The sequence below is a fragment of the Streptomyces sp. NPDC000941 genome, assembly GCF_053599555.1.
In genome coordinates this window covers 43,991-62,321 of the sequence record NZ_JBSFMM010000003.1, presented here as the reverse complement: position 1 = coordinate 62,321, position 18,331 = coordinate 43,991, and the positions used below count along the sequence as shown (strand labels likewise).

The following is an 18,331-nucleotide window of genomic DNA, read 5'->3' as shown; positions in this document are numbered from 1 at the left end:
CGACAGGGTCGAGAGCCCGAGCTGGAAAGGGAAACGACATGCCGAACAACCCGACGCCCGGCAACACCAAGTCGGTGGTGAAGAACGCCATAGGTCCCATGGAGGACTACGCCATGGGCTACCTCAACCCCGTGGGCACCGACCCGGCACCCCCTTCACAGGGCACCGGATACGTCGCGACCATGAAACTCTCCGTGGGCACGGTGGGAATCAGCGATGCCGACATCCTGGACGAGGGCACCGAGAACATCGTGTCCTACGACCGATGTGAGGCGGCCGACGCCAACATCAGCCAGATCAACATGGGCACCGCCTCCTCGTTCTGCGGCCTGAACGGCGCCCTGTGGGGATACCACCTCGCGCACGCGGACCTCCCCACGACCCCGGTCTTCTCGATCCCCGCCAACGGTGGCAAACCCTTGGACGTCTACGACGCCACGCCCCTGCTCGACGCGACCTACCGGCTCTTCGGCGCCGTCGACGTCCCACGGCACCCGCCCCTTCCGGGAGCGCATGTCATCTGTGCCAACAAGAGCATCACCGTACGCGGACCGTCCTACGCCTGGGCCTTCATCGCGATCGCCATCGCCGATGACCCCACCGAGAGCAACCTGTTCATCGAGGACTGCGGCGAATTCCCCGCGCGTCCGTACGAGACGTACGACAGGGATGGGCATCCGGTGAAGACCGTCTTCCCCACCGGCGACCAAGTCAGCGACCTGCTCCTGAAACACGAATACGCCGTCGCGAAAAGCGTCCAGCTGTGCGGAGCGGACTACCGCAAGAAGGCCTACTCGAAGATGTACGCCGTCAGCCGCGCCGTGTACGCCGCGCCGGGCGAGGTGGGCTCCGCGCTCGCCTGCGCCCCGTACGTTCTGCTCGCCCAGAACGACGTCCCGAATCAGTGGACGACGGACAAGCTCGTCGACAGCAAGCTCACAGCGTGGCAGTCGGCACTGTGGAGTGACAAGCTCCAGCCCTACCCCTTCAAGGACCGCGAGGTCGTCGGGGCACCGTAGGAGATGCGATGACCGTCACCCAGCTCGAGAAGGACATCACGGACCAGTGGGCGCAGCTCTGCCCGGTCGCCGGGTACACCTCCGGATGGCCGCAGAACAAGGACATCGCTCACCTCTTCATCCCCACGACGGACGCGGTGCACGAGGCCAATGCGAAGATCGGCGCCCTGCGCAAGCGACTGTCGGAGATCTCCGACGCCGACCTGCGCACGACCGCCGACAAGCAGCTGACCCTGCTCGCCGCGCAGCTCGCCTGGCCACAGCCAGGCGCGGCCGTCCAGGACTGCGGCGACGGCGGCTTCTACATCAAGCTCCTCGATACGGAGTTCGGCCGCCCCGACCCCAGGAGCTGGCTCCCGGGCTTCCTCGACAGCGCCGCCAAGAAGATCGACTTCGAGACGGACCGGCTGACCAAGATCCCGCTGGACGCCACCCACCGCAGGCAGTGCCTCACCGCGGCCGCCTACTGCGAAGCCACGATGCGGATCCTCGAGAAGGACTACTCGGCGAAGATCGACACCGTCCTCAAGAAGCTGGATCACTTCAAGCAGACGGTGGACGGATCGTTCAAGGGGCTCGACGCGGACGACATACCGACCGTGATCCATGTCCTGCGGGAGCACACCGTCGCTCCCACGTACACCGACGGATACCCACAGCTCCTCGCCGATCTGTACGACTTCGCCCCCAGCGCCGCGGACCTCGACACGACCGCGACCACCTGGCTCGAGCAGGACCTGGCCATCGTGAAGGCCCTGGCCGCCGAGCTCGCGTCGCTGCTGAAGCTGCCGCGCGGCTCCTCCGTGGGCGACGTGTGGGCCGAAGCCGGCCGCAAGTGGCCGGTGGGCGCCACCCCGGTCAAGGACGCGGCGAAGACCTGCGCGGACTTCGCCGACACGTGCCTCGTCGAGGTCCCCGATGGGCTCAGACTGAACCCGACGCCGCCCTTCCTGGTGCCGATGATCACAGGCGGGCAGGACATCGCGGTCGACTTCCTGACGGCCAAGCCGCAATCGTGTCTCTACTACACCGAGGACAAAACCAGCGCCCTGCTCACGATGCTCAACATCGTGGTCCACGAGTACTCGCACGGCATCAACTTCGTCCTCTCGGCCCAGCGCGCCGGCTCTCCCCTGCTCAACCTCGCCGGGCCGATGCAGGTGCCGCTCACGGAGGGGCAGGCGTTCTGGCGCGAATGGGACTTCTGGCATGCGGCGGCCGACATCGTCGGGCACTCCGGTCTCACCGACACACAGCACAAATACCTGAAGCTGTACGGGCAGACCACCTGTGAGCAGTCCCAGGCGATCCGCGCCGCCCAGTTGGAGACCTACATCTGGCGTGTGGTGCGCCATCTGCGGGCGATGTGCGACGTCGAGGTCAACATGGGATGGCGCACGTTCGTGGACTTCCTCGACCAGGCGAGCGAACAGACCGGCCTGACCGAGGAGTTCCTGTTCGGCGAATGCTTCACCTTCCTTGCCCAGCCCGGCTACGCCCCTGCCTACGCCATCGACGGCATCCGCTACGGACAGCTCCAACAGCAGGCCGTCGCCAAAGCCGGCACAGTGAAGGATTTCAACACGAAGGCATCCGCCATAGGTTTCTATCCCTGGACCGTCTGCGATCGGAAACTGCGGACATGACGCCTGCGTCCGCCAATGGACATCGTCGGGCCCTTCATCCGCCCGTCTGCGGGGCGGGCGGGGCGGGCGTGGCGGGCCGGAGTGCGTGGGCTTCGGCGAGGAGCAGGTAGCCGCTGGCGGTCCAGGTGTAGGCGCGGTCGCGCAGGCCGGTTCCGGTGAGGGCGTCGAAGTTCTCCGCGAAGCCGTGTGTCTCGCACAGGGTCCGGAAGCGAGCGCTGATCTCGTCCGCGAGGTTGTGGTGACCGCTGCGGCGCAGGCCGTCCTCGATGAGGACGACGGCGGGGGCCCAGACGGGACCACGCCAGTAGCCGTCGGAGAGGTAGTGGGGTGAGCTGGGCAGTTCGGTCGCGAGCCCGTACGGCGTCAGGTGCGCCTGGATGCGGTCGGCCAGCACGGCGGCGACGTGCTGCGGCAGGTGCTCGCCCAGCGCGATCGGCATCAGATCCAGCAGGCTGGAGCTGCTCCAGGTGTCCCCGCTGTGCGCCCCGCGGGCGACGAAGTGGTCCCCCTTCCAGAGGTGGTCGAGCATCGCGGCCTGAGTGGTGTCCGCGGTCCGCGTCCACCGTCGGGCGTCGTCCGGCCGCCCCAGCTCTTCGGCCAGACGGGCGAGTTCACGCAGCTGGAGGACCAGGAACCCGGCGAGGTCGGCGGTGGTGACCACCCGTTCCGGGTCGAAGGTCGTGGCGTTGTCCCAGCCGCTGTCATTACCGTGCTGGTAGTGGGGAAGGGCGCTGCCGGGCGCTCTTCGCGCGGTGAGCCAGAACTCGGTCCAGCGTGCCAGCCGGTCGTACGTCCGGGCCAGCTCCGCCGGGTCGAGCGGTTCGGGCAGGCGTCGGCGCAGGTGACCCAGAGCCCAGCCGTGGATGGGGGGTTTGACGTAGTTGTAGAGGATCTCGGAGTGGCAGACGGAGTCGGGCAGGGCTCCGCTCTCGTCCTGGTGGTCGAAGGGGAGGCAGAACTGGTCCCAGGCGGACGCGGGCAGACCGGGGGCCAACGCCAGGGCGTTGAAGCAGTGGTCCCAACTCCAGACCTTGTCCATCCAGTGCTTGGACATCAGCACACCGGGCCGGGTGACGAAGCCCGCTGGGTTCACCGTCGCGGACCACAGGACGTAGGCCGCCAGTTCGGCGGCCGGGGTATCGGCCGAGCGCCACGGAGCGACCGCGTCGGCGTATTGGGCGAAGGCGTTCTGTGCGGCGGTCACGACCTGGTCGAAGGCCGTCTGCGCGGTGTAGGGGCGGCGCGCGCTGTCCAGTTCCTCGACAGCGGCCTCCCAGACCCCGCCGTTCTCCGCCGCCATGGCCAGACCCCGCTCCGCGCTGCCCAGGTCCTCGGCGCCGAACGCACCGACCGCGCCGGCGGACAGCGCGGTGATCCGGTAGCGGCGGCCGGTCTCGTACGAGGTGAAGACGTACGCCCCGTCCACCGGGTCACGGAAGAAGTAGGAGCCGGTGAAGGGGGTCAGGGTCTGCTCGGCGGCACGGATACGCAGGCCGAGCCCCTCGCCGCGCAGCCGTATGGTGTCCGGTGACTCGTAGGCGAGGTCGATACGGCCGCCTTCGCCGGTCCAGCTGAGCAGTCCGGGTGTCGCCTCGATGCGGGTCGTGGCCCGGGCACCCGTCCCGGCATCGAGGGGGACGAACCGCAGCACTGCGTGCATACCGTTCTGGTGCGAAACCAGGTGCAGGTCGTCGGCATAGGTCTTCTGGGCCACCACAGGCGAGATGCCGAACCAGGACCCGTGGGTGCTAAAGGGAATGTCGTGGACGGAGAAGGCCGGGCCGGACGGGGCGGCGGTCATGAGCGTTACTCGTTTCTTCGGCGATGGCGGGGGCATCCCGGCGGGAGCGTCCCGGCGGGCGGGGGAAGGAGCGCCGGGGAAGGTCAGTCCTTGACGGCGCCGGCGGTCACGCCCGCGGCGACGTACCGCTGGGCGAGGACGAGGATGACCGCGGCGGGCAGCGAGGCCACGACGGCGGTGGCCATGATGGCGTTCCACTCCTGGTTGTTGTTGCCGATGTAGTGGTAGATGCCGAGGGTGATCGGCTTGTGTGTGGCGCCGCCCGCGAGGGTGCTGGCGAAGACGAAGTCGGACCAGGACCACAGGAAGGCGAACAGGGACACCGTGACGACGGCGTTGCGGCTCATCGGCAGGACGATCGACCAGAAGGTGCGCAGAGGGCCGGCGCCGTCGGTCTTCGCGGCCTGGAGCAGTTCGCCCGGGATGCCGGACATGAACGCGGTGAAGATGAGGACCGCGAAGGGGACGGCCAGGGTGGAGTCGGCGACGATCAGGCCGGGCACGGACTGGAGCAGGCCGAGCTGCAGATAGATGGCGTAGAAGCCCATCGCCATGATGATGCCGGGGATCATCTGGGCGGCCAGGAGGAGGAAGCTGAGTACCCCACCGCCGCGCGGGCGCAGCTTGGCCAGCGCGTAACCGGCGGGCGCGGACAGGGCCACGGTCAGTGCGACGGTGCCCAGGCCGATGACGAGGCTGGTGCCGAGGTAGGGCAACTGCTCGTCGAGGACCCTGCGGTAGCCGGCCAGCGTGCCGTGGACGGGGAACAGGTCCGGTGGGCTCTTGCGCATGTCCTGGTCGCGGGTGAAGGACACGTTCACCATCCAGTAGACAGGGAAGAGCATGATCCCGGTCAGCAGGAGGCCGATCGTCGTCTTTCCCCAGGTGCGCTTCCCGCTTCGTGTCATGTCAGCTCGTGTCATGTCAGCGCCTGCTTTCTCTGCACCCGGACGTACACCAGGCCGAAGACCAGGGCGGCGACCACGAGCAGGTTGCCGACGGCCGCACCCGGGCCGAAAGCGGGCAGCAGGTTGCCGAAGCCGAGCTGGTAGGACCAGGTGGCGAACGTGGTGGACGAGTCCGCCGGGCCGCCCTTGGTCATGATCCAGATGATGTCGAAGACCTTGAGCGTGTAGACCAGCCCCAGCAGCAGGGTGATCGCGGACACGGGGCGCAGCAGCGGGAAGGTGATGCTCCAGAACCGGCGCCAGGCGCCCGCCCCGTCGAGGGCGGCCGCCTCGTACAGACCGGCGGGGATGGACTGCAGGCCGCTGTAGAGCACGACCAGATTGAACGGGACACCGATCCAGATGTTGGCGATGATCACCGAGGTCAGCGACCACGACGGTGACGTCAGCCAGTTCACCGGGTCGATGCCGACGGCGTGCAGGGCGGCGTTGACGACACCGGAGTCGCTGTTGAGCATCCATGACCAGGTGGAGGCGGACACGATCAGCGGCAGCAGCCAGGGCACCAGGAACAGGGCGCGCAGGGTGGCGGAGAGCCGGAAGTGCTGGTTGAAGAAGACCGCGAGGGCCAGGCCGATGGCGTACTGGAAGAACAGGCACACGGCGGTGAACACCACGGTGTGGAACAGGGCGGGGGCGAAGGTCGAGTCGTCGAAGACGGTGCGGTAGTTGGCCAGGCCGGTGAAGGGTGCGTCGCCCTGGACGAAGGAGCGGACGGTGTAGTTGCGCAGGCTCAGATCGAGGTTGCGGTACAGCGGATAGGCGTAGAAGAGGGCGAGGTAGAGGGTGACCGGGGTGAGGAAGGCCCAGGCGGCCCACTGCTGGGAGCTGGGGCGGCGCCGTGCCCGGGGCGGCGCGGTGGGGACCGCCGTGTGGTCGGGCACGGGCCGGCGATGCGGCACTTGTGTCGTGTGACTCATCAAAAGGCCCTGGAGTGCGTCACTTGACGGCGGACTGAGCGGTGCTCAGTGCGTCCTTCGGGGACTTCGAGCCGCTCAGGGCGGACTGCACGGCCTTCCACAGCTGCTCCGAAATCTTCGGGTACTTGATGCCCAGGTCGTCGCTGGTGCGGCCCCGGGCGGCCTTGACCGCGTCCACCCACGGCCCCAGCTCGGGGTTGGCCGCCACCTGCTTGTCCTGGACCTCGGAGGTGGGGGCGACGTAGGAGAGGGTCGTGTCGGTGTCGTACAGGTTCTGGGTGCTGGTCAGGCAGGTCGCGAGTTTCTGCGTGGTGGCGTAGCGGTCGGTCGAGTCCTGGACCGGCACGGTGACGAACTCGCCGCCCGTCGGGGCCGACGCCTTGCCTCCGTCGATGCCGGGGATGGGCAGGACGCCGTAGTCGAAGCCCGCCTTCTTGGCGTTGGCGAGCTGCCAGGTGCCGTTCTCGCTGAACGCGTAGTCGCCGGTCGCGAACTCCTGCCAGCTGGTGGTCTGGGTGTTGTTGAGCACCGAGTTCGGGGCGTAGCCCTTGGCCAGCCAGTCCTTCCACAGGGACAGCGCGGAAACGGCCTGGGCGGAGTCGAGCTCGGTCAGCTTCGCGCCCGAGCCCCAGAACCATGGCAGGAACTGGAAGCTGCCTTCCTCGGTGCCGATCGCCGAGAACGTGATGCCCTTCTTACCCGCCTTCTTGACCTTCTCCAGCGCCGCGGTCAGCGACTTCCAGTCCCTGATCGAGGCGATGTCGACCCCGGCCTCCTTCAGGACCTTCTTGTTGTAGTAGAGGGCGAGGGTGTTGGCGCCGATGGGGGTGCCGTAGGTCTTGCCGCCCGACTGGCCGGCCGCGAGCAGGTTGGGATCCACCTTCGAGGTGTCGAGCTTGTTGTCGTCGGTGGTGGTGAGTACGCCCGCCTCGGCCAGGGTCGACACCACCGGGTTGTCGACGATGAGGACGTCCGGGGAGTTGCCCTGTTGCGCGGCCAGCAGCGCCTTGTTCGCCAGGTCGCTGGTGTCGAAGCCGGTGCGCTTGACCTTCACGCCCGCCTTGGTGCCGCACTCGTCCAGCAGCTTCACCCATGCCGAGCCCTTGTCGAACTGGGGATACGGGTCCCAGATGGTGTACGTGCCGCTGTCAGCCGCTTTCGCCCCGGTGCCTCCCGAGCCGCAGGCGGTGGCACTGGCCGCGACGGCCAGGGCGGTCAGAGCTGCGGCGGTCAGGCGACGCCGTCTGGAGGAGCTGTTCATGGCCGGTTCCTTTGTTCTTGGCATGCGGGTGCCGAGGGCTGGGAGTGCCGATGGGCGTGAGGAGGTGAGCGTGGGGTGCGGTCAGGGGGTCGTATCGGGCCAGGTGTCCGCCGCGGGCGTGGCTCCCGAGGGCCCGGTGCTGGCCCGCAGGGAGATGGGCGGCGTGAGGAGATGGTGCCGGGGCGGCGCGTGGGGATGGTCGAGCCGCTCCACCAGCAGCTCGACGGCGAGCCGGCCCATCTCGGCCGCCGGTACGTCCGCCGCGGTGAGCTGCGGGGTCACCGTCTCCGCCCAGCGGCCGGCCACCACTCCGGTGACGGAGAAGTCGCGCGGTACATGGCGGCCGGCCAGGGCGAGCCCCCGGTAGAGGCCGCCAAGCGCGGCCTCGTTCAGCGTGACCAGGGCCGTGGTGGCGGGATCGTCGTGCAGGATGCGCTGTACGCACCTCTGGCCCGAGGCGGCGTCGTCCCCGCAGCAGTACGTCCGGACCGTCAGCCCGCGCTCCGCGGCCGCCTTGGTGAAACCGTCCAGACCGCGGTGCGCGGACTCGTACCCGGCCCGCAGCAGCTGCTCGGGACGGTTGACGAAGGCGACCCGGCGGTGGCCGAGATCCGCCAGGTGGTGGACGCACGCCTGCACCAGCGCGGTGTGGTCCAGGGCGACCCACCGGACGCCCTCGGGACGGGCGGTGCGGCCGATGGTGACGGAGGGGAAGTCCAGAGCGGCCAGATGATCCACTCGGTCGTCCTCCAGTCTGATCTCCATCAGGATCGCCCCGTCGACCCGCCGCTCCCCCAGCAGTCGCTGGAACGACCGGTCACTGTCCACGCCGCTCGGCGACAGCAGCACGTCGTAGTCGTAGGCCGCGGCGGCCTCCACCACACTCCCGATGAAGTCCAGCTGCATCCCCGTGTAGTGGTTTCCGGCCGGCGGGAAGACCAGGCCGAGGGTGCTGGTCCGCCCGTTGGCCAGGGCGCGGGCACTGGCGCTGGGCCGGTAGCCCAGCTCGTCGACGACCTGCTGGATCTTCCGGCGCGTGTCCTCCGACACCGGGCGCTTGCCGCTCAGCGCGTAGGACACGGTGCTCCGCGAGACACCGGCCCGCCGCGCGATCTCACCGATGTTCACGGCAACTCCTTGCTCGAACCAGTTCGACGCTTCACAGGAGAAGCGCCCGCCGGTTGTCGGGTCGTGGGGCGGGAGGAGAGGGGCGCCCCGGCCGTCGAACCGGTTCGCGTGAAGCGACGGTAGAAACCGCCCGAACGCCTGTCAACACCCTGGACATCACTTTCTCGATCCATCCAAAAGCTGGGAATCGCAGTTGCGTCGCAGGGATTGCTGGTCAGGTTTCCCGGTGCTAGCTTCGCGAACCGGTTCGACGAAGCGATCCTTCCGGCAACCCTGGGCGCACTCCGTACACCCCCGAACTCTCCCGCCGGGCCGCGCCCCATGGACGAGCAGCCGACCGAGATCGGCCGACCGGAACCGCCAACTCAAGGATGAGGACGCAATCCATGCCATCCGCTGACAGATCCGCCCGGCGCCGGGCACCGGCCGCCGTGGCGCTGGCCCTCGGCGCGGGCCTGCTGGCCGCGCCGACCGCCCCCGCACAGGCGGCCGACACACCTCAGCCCACCGCCCGCTACACCTTCGACCAGGACGACCTGTCCTCCGGCAAGATCACCGACAGCTCCGGCAACGGCCTGACGGCGAGTCTGGTCAACGGCTCCACCGCCCAGTCCGTCGCCGGCACGGGCGGGGGCAAGGCGCTCGCTCTCCCCGGCGGGGCGCCCACCTCCACCGGCGCGTACGTCCGCCTGCCCCGCGAAGTCGTCGGCGACACCGACAACTTGACGGTCTCCGCCCGGGTGAAGTGGGGCGGCGACACATCGTCGTGGCAGCGGATCTTCGATCTGGGCACCAACACCACCAAGTACCTCTTCGCCACCCCGTCCAACAACAGCGGGCTGCTGCAGACCTCCGTGACCACCGGCGGAGGGGGTGCGGAGACTCAGATCCGCGGCTACGCACCACTCCCCGCCGACGAGTGGCGGACCGTCACCGTCACCCTCGACACCACCGCCGGCCGGCTCACCACCTACCTCGACGGCGTGGCGGTCTCCTCGGCCGCGACCGGCGTCAAGGCCAGTGAGCTGTTGGACACTTCGGCAACCGCAGCCGGCTACATCGGCAAGTCCCTCTACCCGGATCCGCTGTTCAAGGGCGCGATCGACGACTTCGCCGTATGGCACTCGGCGCTCAGCCCCGAGCAGGTGGCCGGTATGGCCGGGGAGGTGCCTGCCCTCCAGCAGCTCTCGAAGACGTCGTTCGAGGTCCGTACGGCGACCGGGACCGCCCCGTCCCTCCCCGCCGCCGTCCGCTCCTCCTTCTCCGACGGCTACGACCGCGACACGCCGATCACCTGGGACGCCGTGGCTCCCGACAAGTACGCCCAGCCGGGCACCTTCACCGTGGCGGGAACGGCCGCCGGGCGCGCGGTGGAGGCGACCGTCACCGTGGTCCGCGAGGGGCAGCTCACCGTCGACCTCGGCTCGGACACCGGCGCGTTCCACGGCGGCGCCTCCGGCACCCTCTACGGCGTGTACGGACCGGACGTCCCCACCAACAACCTCATCGAGGGCATGGGCCTGCGCACGGTCTCCACGAAGGCGCAGGACGGCCCGCAGCACCCCGGCGCCGACGCTCTGGAGGTGGTGGGGCCGCTGGCCGACTCCACCGACGGCGACGTGTACATCTACATGACCGACATCCACCGCGGTTTCCCGTACGAGTGGCCGGGCGACACCCCCGAGGAGAAGCTGAAGCTCTACAAGGAGAAGATCGCGGCCCAGGTCGACCAGGTCCTGCACCTCCCGAAGGAGTACCAGGACAACATCGTCTTCGTGCCGTTCAACGAGCCCGAGGGCAACATGTTCGGCACCGGGGAGTGGAGCTACAACAAGGTCAGCTGGCTGAGCGACCCGGACGACTACTTCGCCGCCTGGGACGACGTCTACAAGCTCATCAAGCGCAAGATGCCCGGCGCCCGCATCGCCGGCCCCAACACCAGCGTCCTGTACAACCAGGTGAAGGGCTTCCTCACCCACACCCTCGCCGCGGGCACCCTCCCGGACGTCATCACCTGGCACGAGCTGAGCCACCCCGAGGCGGTCCGCGAGAGCGTCGCCACGTACCGGGGGTGGGAGAAGGAACTGTTCAAGGGCACCGACAAAGAGGGCACCCGGCTCCCCGTCAACATCAACGAGTACGCCTTCAACTACCACACCTCCGTCCCCGGCCAGATGATCCAGTGGGTATCCGCGATCGAGGAGTCCAAGGTGGACGCCGACATCGCGTACTGGAACATCGACGGCAACCTCTCCGACTCCGCCGTGCAGTCGAACCGCGCCAACGGCCAGTGGTGGCTGCTGCACTCCTACGCCTCGATGAGCGGGCACACGGTGAAGGTCACCCCGCCGTTCCCGGGCGAGAACTACACCATGCAGGGTGTCGCCACCGTGGACGAGAAGAAGCGGCAGGCCCGGCTGCTCGTCGGCGGGTCCACCGGCAAGGGCCACATCACCTTCGCCGATGTCCCGAAGAAGCTCTTCGGGAACCGTGTGCACGCGTGGGTGCGGGAGATCGAGTGGAGCGGACAGGTGGGCGACAGCTCCGGCCCGAAGCTGCTCACGGAGACGAACCTGAAGGTCGGTGACGACGGCAAGGTCGTCGTCGACTTCGGCGACGGCGGGCTGCCGAAGCTGAAGGAGTCCTCGGCGTACGAGATCGTCCTCAGCCCGGCCGGGAAGGCGAAGGACACGCAGTCCACGCCCGTGCGCTGGCAGGCTTCGTACGAGGCGGAGGACGCCGCCCACACCGGGTCCGGCTACTCGAAGAACGGCCCGGAGGGCTCGCCCCGCGACGTGTCGAAGTTCTACACCTCCGGCGGCTACGACGTGGGCGGTCTGCGCACCGGCTCGGACGTCACGCTCGACTTCACCGTGGACGTACCCGAGGACGGCACCTACGACCTGGGCGTCTTCGCCAACTCCCTCAACACCTTCGACAAGGTGAAGGAGCAGGGCCCCACCAACGTCTTCCTGCGCGTGGACGGCAAGGCGGACAGCGAACGGGAACTGCACCTGCCGCTCGGCTACAAGTGGGTGGTGTGGGACCACACGGACACCAAGGTCCACCTCACCAAGGGCAAGCACACCCTGACACTCGCCGCGAAGAGCCTCGACGGCAAGCGCGCCACCAAGGGCGACGCCATCGTCGACCGCCTCACCCTCGCCCTCCCCCGGCCTTCCGCCGCCACCCAGGTGTACGAAGGCGAACTGGCCTGGCCGGGCGGCGGCGCACGGCCCGTCTACGACCTGCCCGAACAGGCCGGAACCCCCGCCACCGGCTCGGGCGCGATCCAGCTCCCGAAGAACGGGACCGCCACCTTCTGGGTCTACTCCCCCGCCGACCGCGAGGCCACCCTCAAGGTCGACACCCTCGGCGGCGCGAACGCCCGGCTCTCCGTCAACGGACACCACGTCCTGGGCCTGTCCAGTGGCAAACACAGCGTCGCGGTCTCCCTCTCCGGCGGCATCAACAAGGTGACACTGACCGGAGGCTCGTCCGCCACCCTCGTCGACCGCCTCACGGTCACGCCCACCGAGGGCACGCTCACGGCGCGCACATACGAGGCCCAGGACGCCAAGCTCGCGGGCTCGGCCACACTCACCCCGCTCTCCCTGGCCACCGACGGCACGGCGATCACCGGCATCGGCGGCGACCCCGGCAACGGCAACACCGCGACCTTCACCGTGAATGCCGACCGGGCCGGCCTGAACGCGCTGCGCATCCGCTACTCCAACCCCGAGCAGTCCGAAGCCACCCACTACAACCCGGACCCACTCGCCCGCCACGCCGACATCACCGTGGACGGCGGCAAGGCGCAGCGCGTGACCTTCCCGCACAGCTTCCACCAGAACAACTTCTGGGAGCTGACCGTCCCGGTACGCCTCGAGAAGGGAAAGAACACCATCACCTTCCGCTCCGAGGAACTGCCGAACTTCGACGGCACCACCTACGCCTCGGACACCTTCCCCGGGGCACTCCTCCGTTCCCGCTACGCACCGCTGATCGACCGGATCACCGTCGCGCCGTACGCGCAGGAGGTGCGATGAGGTGATCACCCGCCAGTAGCCCAGTAGCCCGGGTCCGCCATGGTCGGCGGCCCCGGGCTACTGGCGCGTGATACGCGTCAGGCGCCACTTCAAGCCGCGGAACTGTCGCGCAGGAACCCCGCGAACGCCTCGGCAGCAGAGCGCGTCAACCAGCCGCGTCGGCGCGGAGTATCAGGTCGAGCAGCCCGGGGAAATGGTTAAGCGCAGCCGCAGGAGGCCCGCACAACGAGCTGGCACGGGAACCTACGCTGACGTTCGTCCTGGGCGTGTTTGACCTGTGCGGACTCTTCGACCGCGTCCATCGCAGCGCGAGCCATGGCCATGCGGTCCGAAGCGACAGTTGTCAGCGGCGGATCGACCAGAGCCGCCTCTTTCACGTTGTCGAAACCGACTACCGCCACCTGCCCGGGCACATCGATGCGCAGCTCACGCGCCGCTCGCAGTATGCCGATCGCCTGATCATCGGTGGCACAGAAAACAGCCGGTGGGCGGCTTGCGTCCCTCAGCAGTTCCAACCCCGCGCTGTAAGCGTGATACCGGGTGTACGGAGTGTGGAAGAGGAGACCTTGAGTAGGGAGTCCAGCCTCCTGCATGGCCTGTCGCCATCCCACGACATGATCGGCGACCGGGTCACCGGGCTCCAGGGTTTCCTCGGGGCCTCCCACGCAGGCAACGCGCTCATGGCCATGCTCCAGGAGGTGCCGAGTGGCCAGCCGCGCCCCGCCGACATCGTCCGTGACCACGGTGGTCCCGCCGATCTCCTTGAGGTGGCGGTGGAGGAGAACCACCTGTCCTTCACGCGCCTGGATCTCGGCCGCTGCGTGGTCGCTGGGGCCTTGGCTGATCAGGATGAGGCCTGACACTTGCATGTCCAGAAAGGCGCGAAGGTAGTGCACCTCGCGCTCGGTGCGGTAGTCGGAGTTACCGACAAGGAGCATCTTCTCCCGTTCGGAGGCAACCCTTTCCACCGCGTGAGCCATCTCTGCGAAGAACGGCTGGCGTGCGTCGGGGACGATGAGGCCTATGAGGTCGGTACGGCCACTGGCCATGGCCTGGGCCATCCGATTCGGGCGATAGCCAAGCTGTTCAATCGCGAGAAGAACACGCTGCCGGGTGGCAGGAGCAACCGGGCGGGGGCCGTTATTGACAACATAGCTGACTACCGCGGTCGAGGTCTCGGCAAGCCGGGCCACATCGTCACGCGTCACCTTGGGCACACCCACAGTTTATGCGGAAGACAAACCGGTAAGCCACAGGCCAAGTTCCTCCAATGGTTCATCACACGTGCTGCTGGGACGTCCAGCCCGGGTAGGCCGAAGGGCCAACTACCTTCTGGAGCGACGATCACCTGTTCAAGGGAACAACTTCTCCCTTGTTCGTTTCTGCGCGCCGTTCCTCTACGCTCAAGGAGGTCATCAACTGCCACATGACATCTGCCCGGTGACGGAGTCGGCGTGGGGTGCGCGTCCCCGCTCCACGTCGCCACTGGACGGCTTCAGGCGCAGCCATGGGTCGGGTCACCCGGACGCCGACGACCCCGTGTGGCGCGCCCCGCCGGGCGGCGAAAGGGATGCGTCGTGCCTTCGGCTTCGGCGAACTACCGTACTTTGCTGCGCACTTCGGGTGCCGCAGCCTTCTTCCTACCCGCCGCTGTCGGGCGTATAGGCATCGCCATGACGGGGATCGGCATCGTCTGGCTGGTGCACGCACGCACCGGGTCGTACGCCGCCGCGGGTCTCGTCACCGGCGGGTTCGCCGTCGCGGACGCCGTCGCCGGACCCCAAATCGGGTGGCTCGTCGACCGATTCGGGCAGGCGCGGGTGCTTCCCTGCGCACTGGGCGCACATGCCGGGGCCGTTGCGCTGCTGCTCACCGGCGCCGTTCCGGACGTCGTCGCCGGAGTGCTCGTCGGGGCAACACTGCCCCAGCTCGGTGCCCTGTCCGCCGCTCGCTGGTCCGCCCTGCTGTCCGGCGAACGGGCTGCCGCGCTGCCCACCGCCTTCGCCCTGGAGGCCCTCGCCAACGGTGTGTCCTACGTGGCGGGCCCGGCCCTGGTGAGCGTCCTTGGTGCGGCGGGACGCCCGGGCGCCGGGGTGCTGCTCGCCGCCGCGCTCGTTGTCGGCGGCGGTCTCGCCCTCGCAGCCCAGCGCCGCACCATGCCGCCTCTCACCGGCCACTCCGAACGCCGGCACGCCGGACGCGCCCTGCTCCGCTCTGCATTCCTGCGGCAGGTCGCGCTCGGCCTCGTGCTCGGGGTGTTCTTCGGCGCGATGCAGGTGTCCGTCGCCGCGTACGCCGTCGGACGGGGCACGCCGGACGCGGCAGCACTGCTCTACTTCGCCTCCAACTGCACCAATTTGGTGGGCGGTTGGGCCTACGGAGCATGGCGCCACGGCGACTCACCCCGGCGCCACCAGGCCGCGGCCGCCGCCTGCCTCACCCTCGCGAGCCTCCCGCTGGCCTTCCTCGACGCGCCCCTCGCGGTCGGCGCCGTCCTCGCCCTGACCGGACTCGCCGTGCCGGTCCTACTGATCCTCGCCTCCGTCCTCACAGAGGCGTCGGTCCCGCGCGCCGTCCTCACCCAGGCGTTCACCTGGGGCAACTCCGCAAACGCGGCAGGAACAGCGGGCGCCGCGGCGGTGGCAGGGCGAGTGGTGGACACGGGCGGTGCGCACGGCGGTTTCGGTGTGGCGGTAGGGGCCGCGGTGGTGATGACGGTCCTGGCGCTCAGCGGTCTCCCGCGACGGGCGACCCGCCTGTGTCGTACGTGAAGCACGTGCCAAGCGAACCGTCTGACTCCCGAGTCAGCCGATCAAACGGTCACTGACCGCAACGACACCCCTTGGACTCATCCATCTGGGCGGTGTGGGGGCGGGCGACGGAGTAGCGGGTGGTGCCGTTGTCGTGACCGAGGTTGTCCGGCACGCCGACGACGTCCAGGTGGAGGGCGCGCAGGCGGTACTCCCCGCCCCACTGCTCCCACTCCGGGGCTATGTAGCCGTCCAGGTGGGCCCACAGCCGGTCCGCTACGTCTTCGTTGGTGGCGTCCTTGAACGGGAGGCGGGTGAGTTCGTGGATGCGACGCAGCATGGCTGCGTTCGTCTCCTCGAAGGAGGGGTATCCGTGACGACCCACGGTGTCGTAGACGACGGTGACGGCGCCGGTGTGGGAGTGGGCGCGCAGGCCCATGGGCCGGTTGACGTTGGTGAAGAAGATGGGGAGCGGGCCAACTGTGACGGTGCCGATGAGGCCGGTGGTCTCGAGGGACATGGGCGGTGGTCTCCTGTCGTGCTGCGTGGTCACTGGCGGAGGCGCTGTTGAGGTTGGGTTGGTAGTGGTGTCCTCTCCGAGATACAGGTGCGGTCCGGGGGGCGGGTGTTGCGGGCGCGGGTGGCGAAGGCCCACCCGCCAACCCACAAACCAACCACTACCGGAAGCCTGAGCCGAAGAAACCGCCTCATACAGGTAGCCGTTTCGCCGCCTGAACGGCCTCGGCCAGCGTGTCAACGACGGGCACTCCTGCACTCATGAGATTGGCGCGGCTGTGCGAGCCCCCGGTATAGAGGACGGCGCGCGCTCCCGCGTGGGACGCCGCGACAGCGTCGTCCACTGCGTCCCCAATCACCACCATGCGGCGTGGATCGACATCGAGTGCCGCGACATGGTGTGCCAACTGTTCCGCCTTACCGGTGCTGGTCTGTCCGGTCCTCCTGCCGTCCACACGGACGAAGTGCTGTTCGATGTCGTGCGTGCGAACAAGCGGAACCAGGGACTCGTGCGGGGCCAGGGAGCACAGGGACTGCGTATGGCCGGCTTCCTGCCATTCGACCAGCAGCTGCTTGGCGCCGGATGCAAGCACGGTGCTCTTGGTCAATGCCTCATAGTGCCGGTAAAACGAAGCATCCATGATGCGGCACTCAATGTCCGTGGGTACTCGTCCCAGCAGCCGCGCGTAGAAGCGAGGGACCGGGACGCAGAACAGATCTCTATAGCGCTCAAGGGTGAGGGGCGGTAGGCCAACCTCTGCGCAAGAGGCGTTCACCGCCGCAAGCATGACGTCTACGTCGTGTAGGAGCGTACCGTTCCAGTCCCAAACGATGTGCGTTAAGTGACTCCCCATGAGGGTTGACAGTACATGGTTTAGGGGGAAGTTGATGGGGCTCGTTGAAAATGGCTCTGACCGCGCTTTCGTGATGAGGCACACTGGTAAAGGTGGTGTCCTCACCCTGTCAGTAGGCTCATGACGTGGGTTCTGTTCGAAGCCTCCACGACCTGGCCGGCTTCCGGATCGTATTTCAACGCCGTCAGCGAGGGTTTGAGTCACTGTTGGCTGTGCCCATAAGGGACACGGAGGTTGACTGTTCATCCCCGCTGGAGAACTGCGACGAGTTCTGGACCAGCGGAAAAAGGGATGCGATGGCCAGTGCCCCTGTGGAACGGGGGGAAGCCAGGCAGGCTGTCCTGATTTCATGCAGCACCGAGAGATAGCCCGTGTGAGACTTCGGTAACTGCTTACCACCCCTCGGGTCTTCTCGCCGGCTGTGCGTGCGGTCTGCTCGAACGAAGGCTTCACTGTGGAGTCTGGAATGGAGTGACGCAATGCTCCTCGGGTCCTGCGGCGGCGCCTGCCATGAGTGCACAGGAGGATAAGTGATTGACATTGCCGTTATCTCCGGCATTCCCCACCTTGGCCAGCTTTCCGCACTCGGCAGCATTGACATGGCACTGACTCACCTCGTTCTCGACCATCCCGCCTATGCGGAACATTTCAGATCCCGCTCACGGGCAGGTGTTCAGGTGATCCTGGACAACAGCGCTTATGAACTGGAGGAGTCCACCGGCGCCGGCATGTCCGCTGGTCCCGTCCTCCGCGCCGCAGAGCTTATCGGTGCCCACGTCGTCGTCTGTCAGGACGTGTTGTTCGATGGGCCTGCCACGATCAGCGCCACTCAGCAGTTCCTTGAGGAAGCCCGCAAGCACAGCGAGGGCGAAGTCCCCAACAAGTTCATGGCAGTGCCCCAGGGTCGCACCAGACAGGAGTGGGTGTCCTGCTATGAAGAGCTTGTGGCTCTGCCGGAGATCGACGTTATCGGACTGAGTAAACTCTCCGTAGCGCGCTGCTTCGAGGCCGCTGTCGCCGAAGCGCGGCTGGAGTGCGTGGCCGCCTTGCTGGCCCGTGACGCCCCCAAGCCATTTCACCTGCTCGGTGGCGACCGATCGCTGCCCTGGGAACTTGCCCGTCACCAGGCTATGGGGCATGACGAAGCCGAAAATGGCGGCGTGCGGAGCAACGACTCCTCGTTCGCCTTCTGGTACGCCGCGATGGACATCTCGGTAGATTCCGAGGGGCGCGCTCACCGGGAAGCCGAGAGCAAGCCCGACCTTGTGGCTGCCACACTCACCGACGAACGCCTGAACCACGCGCTGGTGAACGTGGCACGACTTCGCCGCGCCGCAGGTCTGCCGGAGCACAACCCTTCTTCGGAGCCAGGCGGCGTCACATGGCAGCCTGAACAGTGATAGCCGCCCTCGCCGCTGC

The 18,331-nt window shown here is 67.9% G+C and carries 13 protein-coding genes; 5 read left to right on the top strand and 8 right to left on the bottom strand.

The window, feature by feature from the left end; translation table 11 throughout:
• The first annotated feature begins 38 nt into the window (after positions 1-38).
• On the top strand, positions 39-1,019 hold the full coding sequence (locus ACWDSL_RS01840; protein WP_450480666.1) for a histidine decarboxylase, pyruvoyl type: 981 nt from the start codon (positions 39-41) through the stop codon (positions 1,017-1,019).
• An 8-nt stretch (positions 1,020-1,027) separates the two neighbouring features.
• Positions 1,028-2,665, top strand: coding sequence for a hypothetical protein (locus tag ACWDSL_RS01835; protein ID WP_450480664.1), 1,638 nt, complete (start codon positions 1,028-1,030; stop codon positions 2,663-2,665).
• 34 nt (positions 2,666-2,699) lie between these two features.
• On the opposite strand, the gene ACWDSL_RS01830 is transcribed toward ACWDSL_RS01835, so the two are convergent.
• The 5 genes from ACWDSL_RS01830 to ACWDSL_RS01810 form a co-directional block, all read right to left on the bottom strand.
• On the bottom strand, positions 2,700-4,466 hold the full coding sequence (locus tag ACWDSL_RS01830; protein WP_450480662.1) for an amylo-alpha-1,6-glucosidase: 1,767 nt from the start codon (positions 4,464-4,466) through the stop codon (positions 2,700-2,702).
• A gap of 83 nt (positions 4,467-4,549) precedes the next feature.
• Positions 4,550-5,374 carry a carbohydrate ABC transporter permease gene (locus ACWDSL_RS01825; protein ID WP_450480660.1) on the bottom strand — a complete coding sequence of 275 codons (825 nt, stop codon included), beginning with the start codon at positions 5,372-5,374 and terminating at the stop codon, positions 4,550-4,552.
• A gap of 11 nt (positions 5,375-5,385) precedes the next feature.
• A complete protein-coding gene (locus ACWDSL_RS01820) occupies positions 5,386-6,354 on the bottom strand; it encodes a carbohydrate ABC transporter permease (RefSeq protein ID WP_450480658.1) in 969 nt (322 codons plus the stop codon).
• Positions 6,355-6,373: 19 nt separating this feature from the next.
• A complete protein-coding gene (locus ACWDSL_RS01815; protein ID WP_450480656.1) occupies positions 6,374-7,615 on the bottom strand; it encodes a sugar ABC transporter substrate-binding protein in 1,242 nt (413 codons plus the stop codon).
• 81 nt (positions 7,616-7,696) lie between these two features.
• Positions 7,697-8,743: a LacI family DNA-binding transcriptional regulator gene (locus ACWDSL_RS01810; RefSeq protein ID WP_450480654.1), complete on the bottom strand. Its 1,047-nt coding sequence runs from the start codon at positions 8,741-8,743 to the stop codon at positions 7,697-7,699.
• 386 nt (positions 8,744-9,129) lie between these two features.
• Between ACWDSL_RS01810 and ACWDSL_RS01805 the strand changes: the two genes are divergently transcribed.
• The gene (locus ACWDSL_RS01805) at positions 9,130-12,792 is read left to right on the top strand and encodes a LamG-like jellyroll fold domain-containing protein (protein WP_450480652.1); all 3,663 of its coding nucleotides are present in this window, start codon (positions 9,130-9,132) and stop codon (positions 12,790-12,792) included.
• A 197-nt stretch (positions 12,793-12,989) separates the two neighbouring features.
• Here the strand turns inward: ACWDSL_RS01805 and ACWDSL_RS01800 are convergent, their stop codons facing one another.
• Entirely contained in the window at positions 12,990-14,009 is a 1,020-nt protein-coding gene (locus ACWDSL_RS01800; protein ID WP_450480650.1) for a LacI family DNA-binding transcriptional regulator, read from the bottom strand.
• Between the two features lie 324 nt (positions 14,010-14,333).
• Between ACWDSL_RS01800 and ACWDSL_RS01795 the strand changes: the two genes are divergently transcribed.
• The gene (locus tag ACWDSL_RS01795) at positions 14,334-15,563 is read left to right on the top strand and encodes an MFS transporter (RefSeq protein WP_450480648.1); all 1,230 of its coding nucleotides are present in this window, start codon (positions 14,334-14,336) and stop codon (positions 15,561-15,563) included.
• Between the two features lie 49 nt (positions 15,564-15,612).
• Here the strand turns inward: ACWDSL_RS01795 and ACWDSL_RS01790 are convergent, their stop codons facing one another.
• Positions 15,613-16,062 carry a hypothetical protein gene (locus tag ACWDSL_RS01790; protein ID WP_450480646.1) on the bottom strand — a complete coding sequence of 150 codons (450 nt, stop codon included), beginning with the start codon at positions 16,060-16,062 and terminating at the stop codon, positions 15,613-15,615.
• Positions 16,063-16,249: 187 nt separating this feature from the next.
• On the bottom strand, positions 16,250-16,912 hold the full coding sequence (locus ACWDSL_RS01785) for an HAD family hydrolase (RefSeq protein WP_450480644.1): 663 nt from the start codon (positions 16,910-16,912) through the stop codon (positions 16,250-16,252).
• A 530-nt stretch (positions 16,913-17,442) separates the two neighbouring features.
• Here ACWDSL_RS01785 and ACWDSL_RS01780 point away from each other — a divergent pair.
• A complete protein-coding gene (locus tag ACWDSL_RS01780) occupies positions 17,443-18,312 on the top strand; it encodes a hypothetical protein (RefSeq protein WP_450480642.1) in 870 nt (289 codons plus the stop codon).
• Positions 18,313-18,331 lie beyond the last annotated feature (19 nt).

Excerpts from the sequence above, each read along its gene's own strand:
- ACWDSL_RS01830 (WP_450480662.1), bottom strand. The coding sequence starts at position 4,466 with ATGACCGCCGCCCCGTCCGGCCCGGCCTTCTCCGTCCACGACATTCCC.
- ACWDSL_RS01840 (WP_450480666.1), top strand. The coding sequence starts at position 39 with ATGCCGAACAACCCGACGCCCGGCAACACCAAGTCGGTGGTGAAGAAC.
- ACWDSL_RS01825 (WP_450480660.1), bottom strand. The coding sequence starts at position 5,374 with ATGACACGAAGCGGGAAGCGCACCTGGGGAAAGACGACGATCGGCCTC.
- ACWDSL_RS01790 (WP_450480646.1), bottom strand. The coding sequence starts at position 16,062 with ATGTCCCTCGAGACCACCGGCCTCATCGGCACCGTCACAGTTGGCCCG.
- ACWDSL_RS01815 (WP_450480656.1), bottom strand. The coding sequence starts at position 7,615 with ATGAACAGCTCCTCCAGACGGCGTCGCCTGACCGCCGCAGCTCTGACC.
- ACWDSL_RS01835 (WP_450480664.1), top strand. The coding sequence starts at position 1,028 with ATGACCGTCACCCAGCTCGAGAAGGACATCACGGACCAGTGGGCGCAG.
- ACWDSL_RS01820 (WP_450480658.1), bottom strand. The coding sequence starts at position 6,354 with ATGAGTCACACGACACAAGTGCCGCATCGCCGGCCCGTGCCCGACCAC.
- ACWDSL_RS01805 (WP_450480652.1), top strand. The coding sequence starts at position 9,130 with ATGCCATCCGCTGACAGATCCGCCCGGCGCCGGGCACCGGCCGCCGTG.
- ACWDSL_RS01785 (WP_450480644.1), bottom strand. The coding sequence starts at position 16,912 with ATGGGGAGTCACTTAACGCACATCGTTTGGGACTGGAACGGTACGCTC.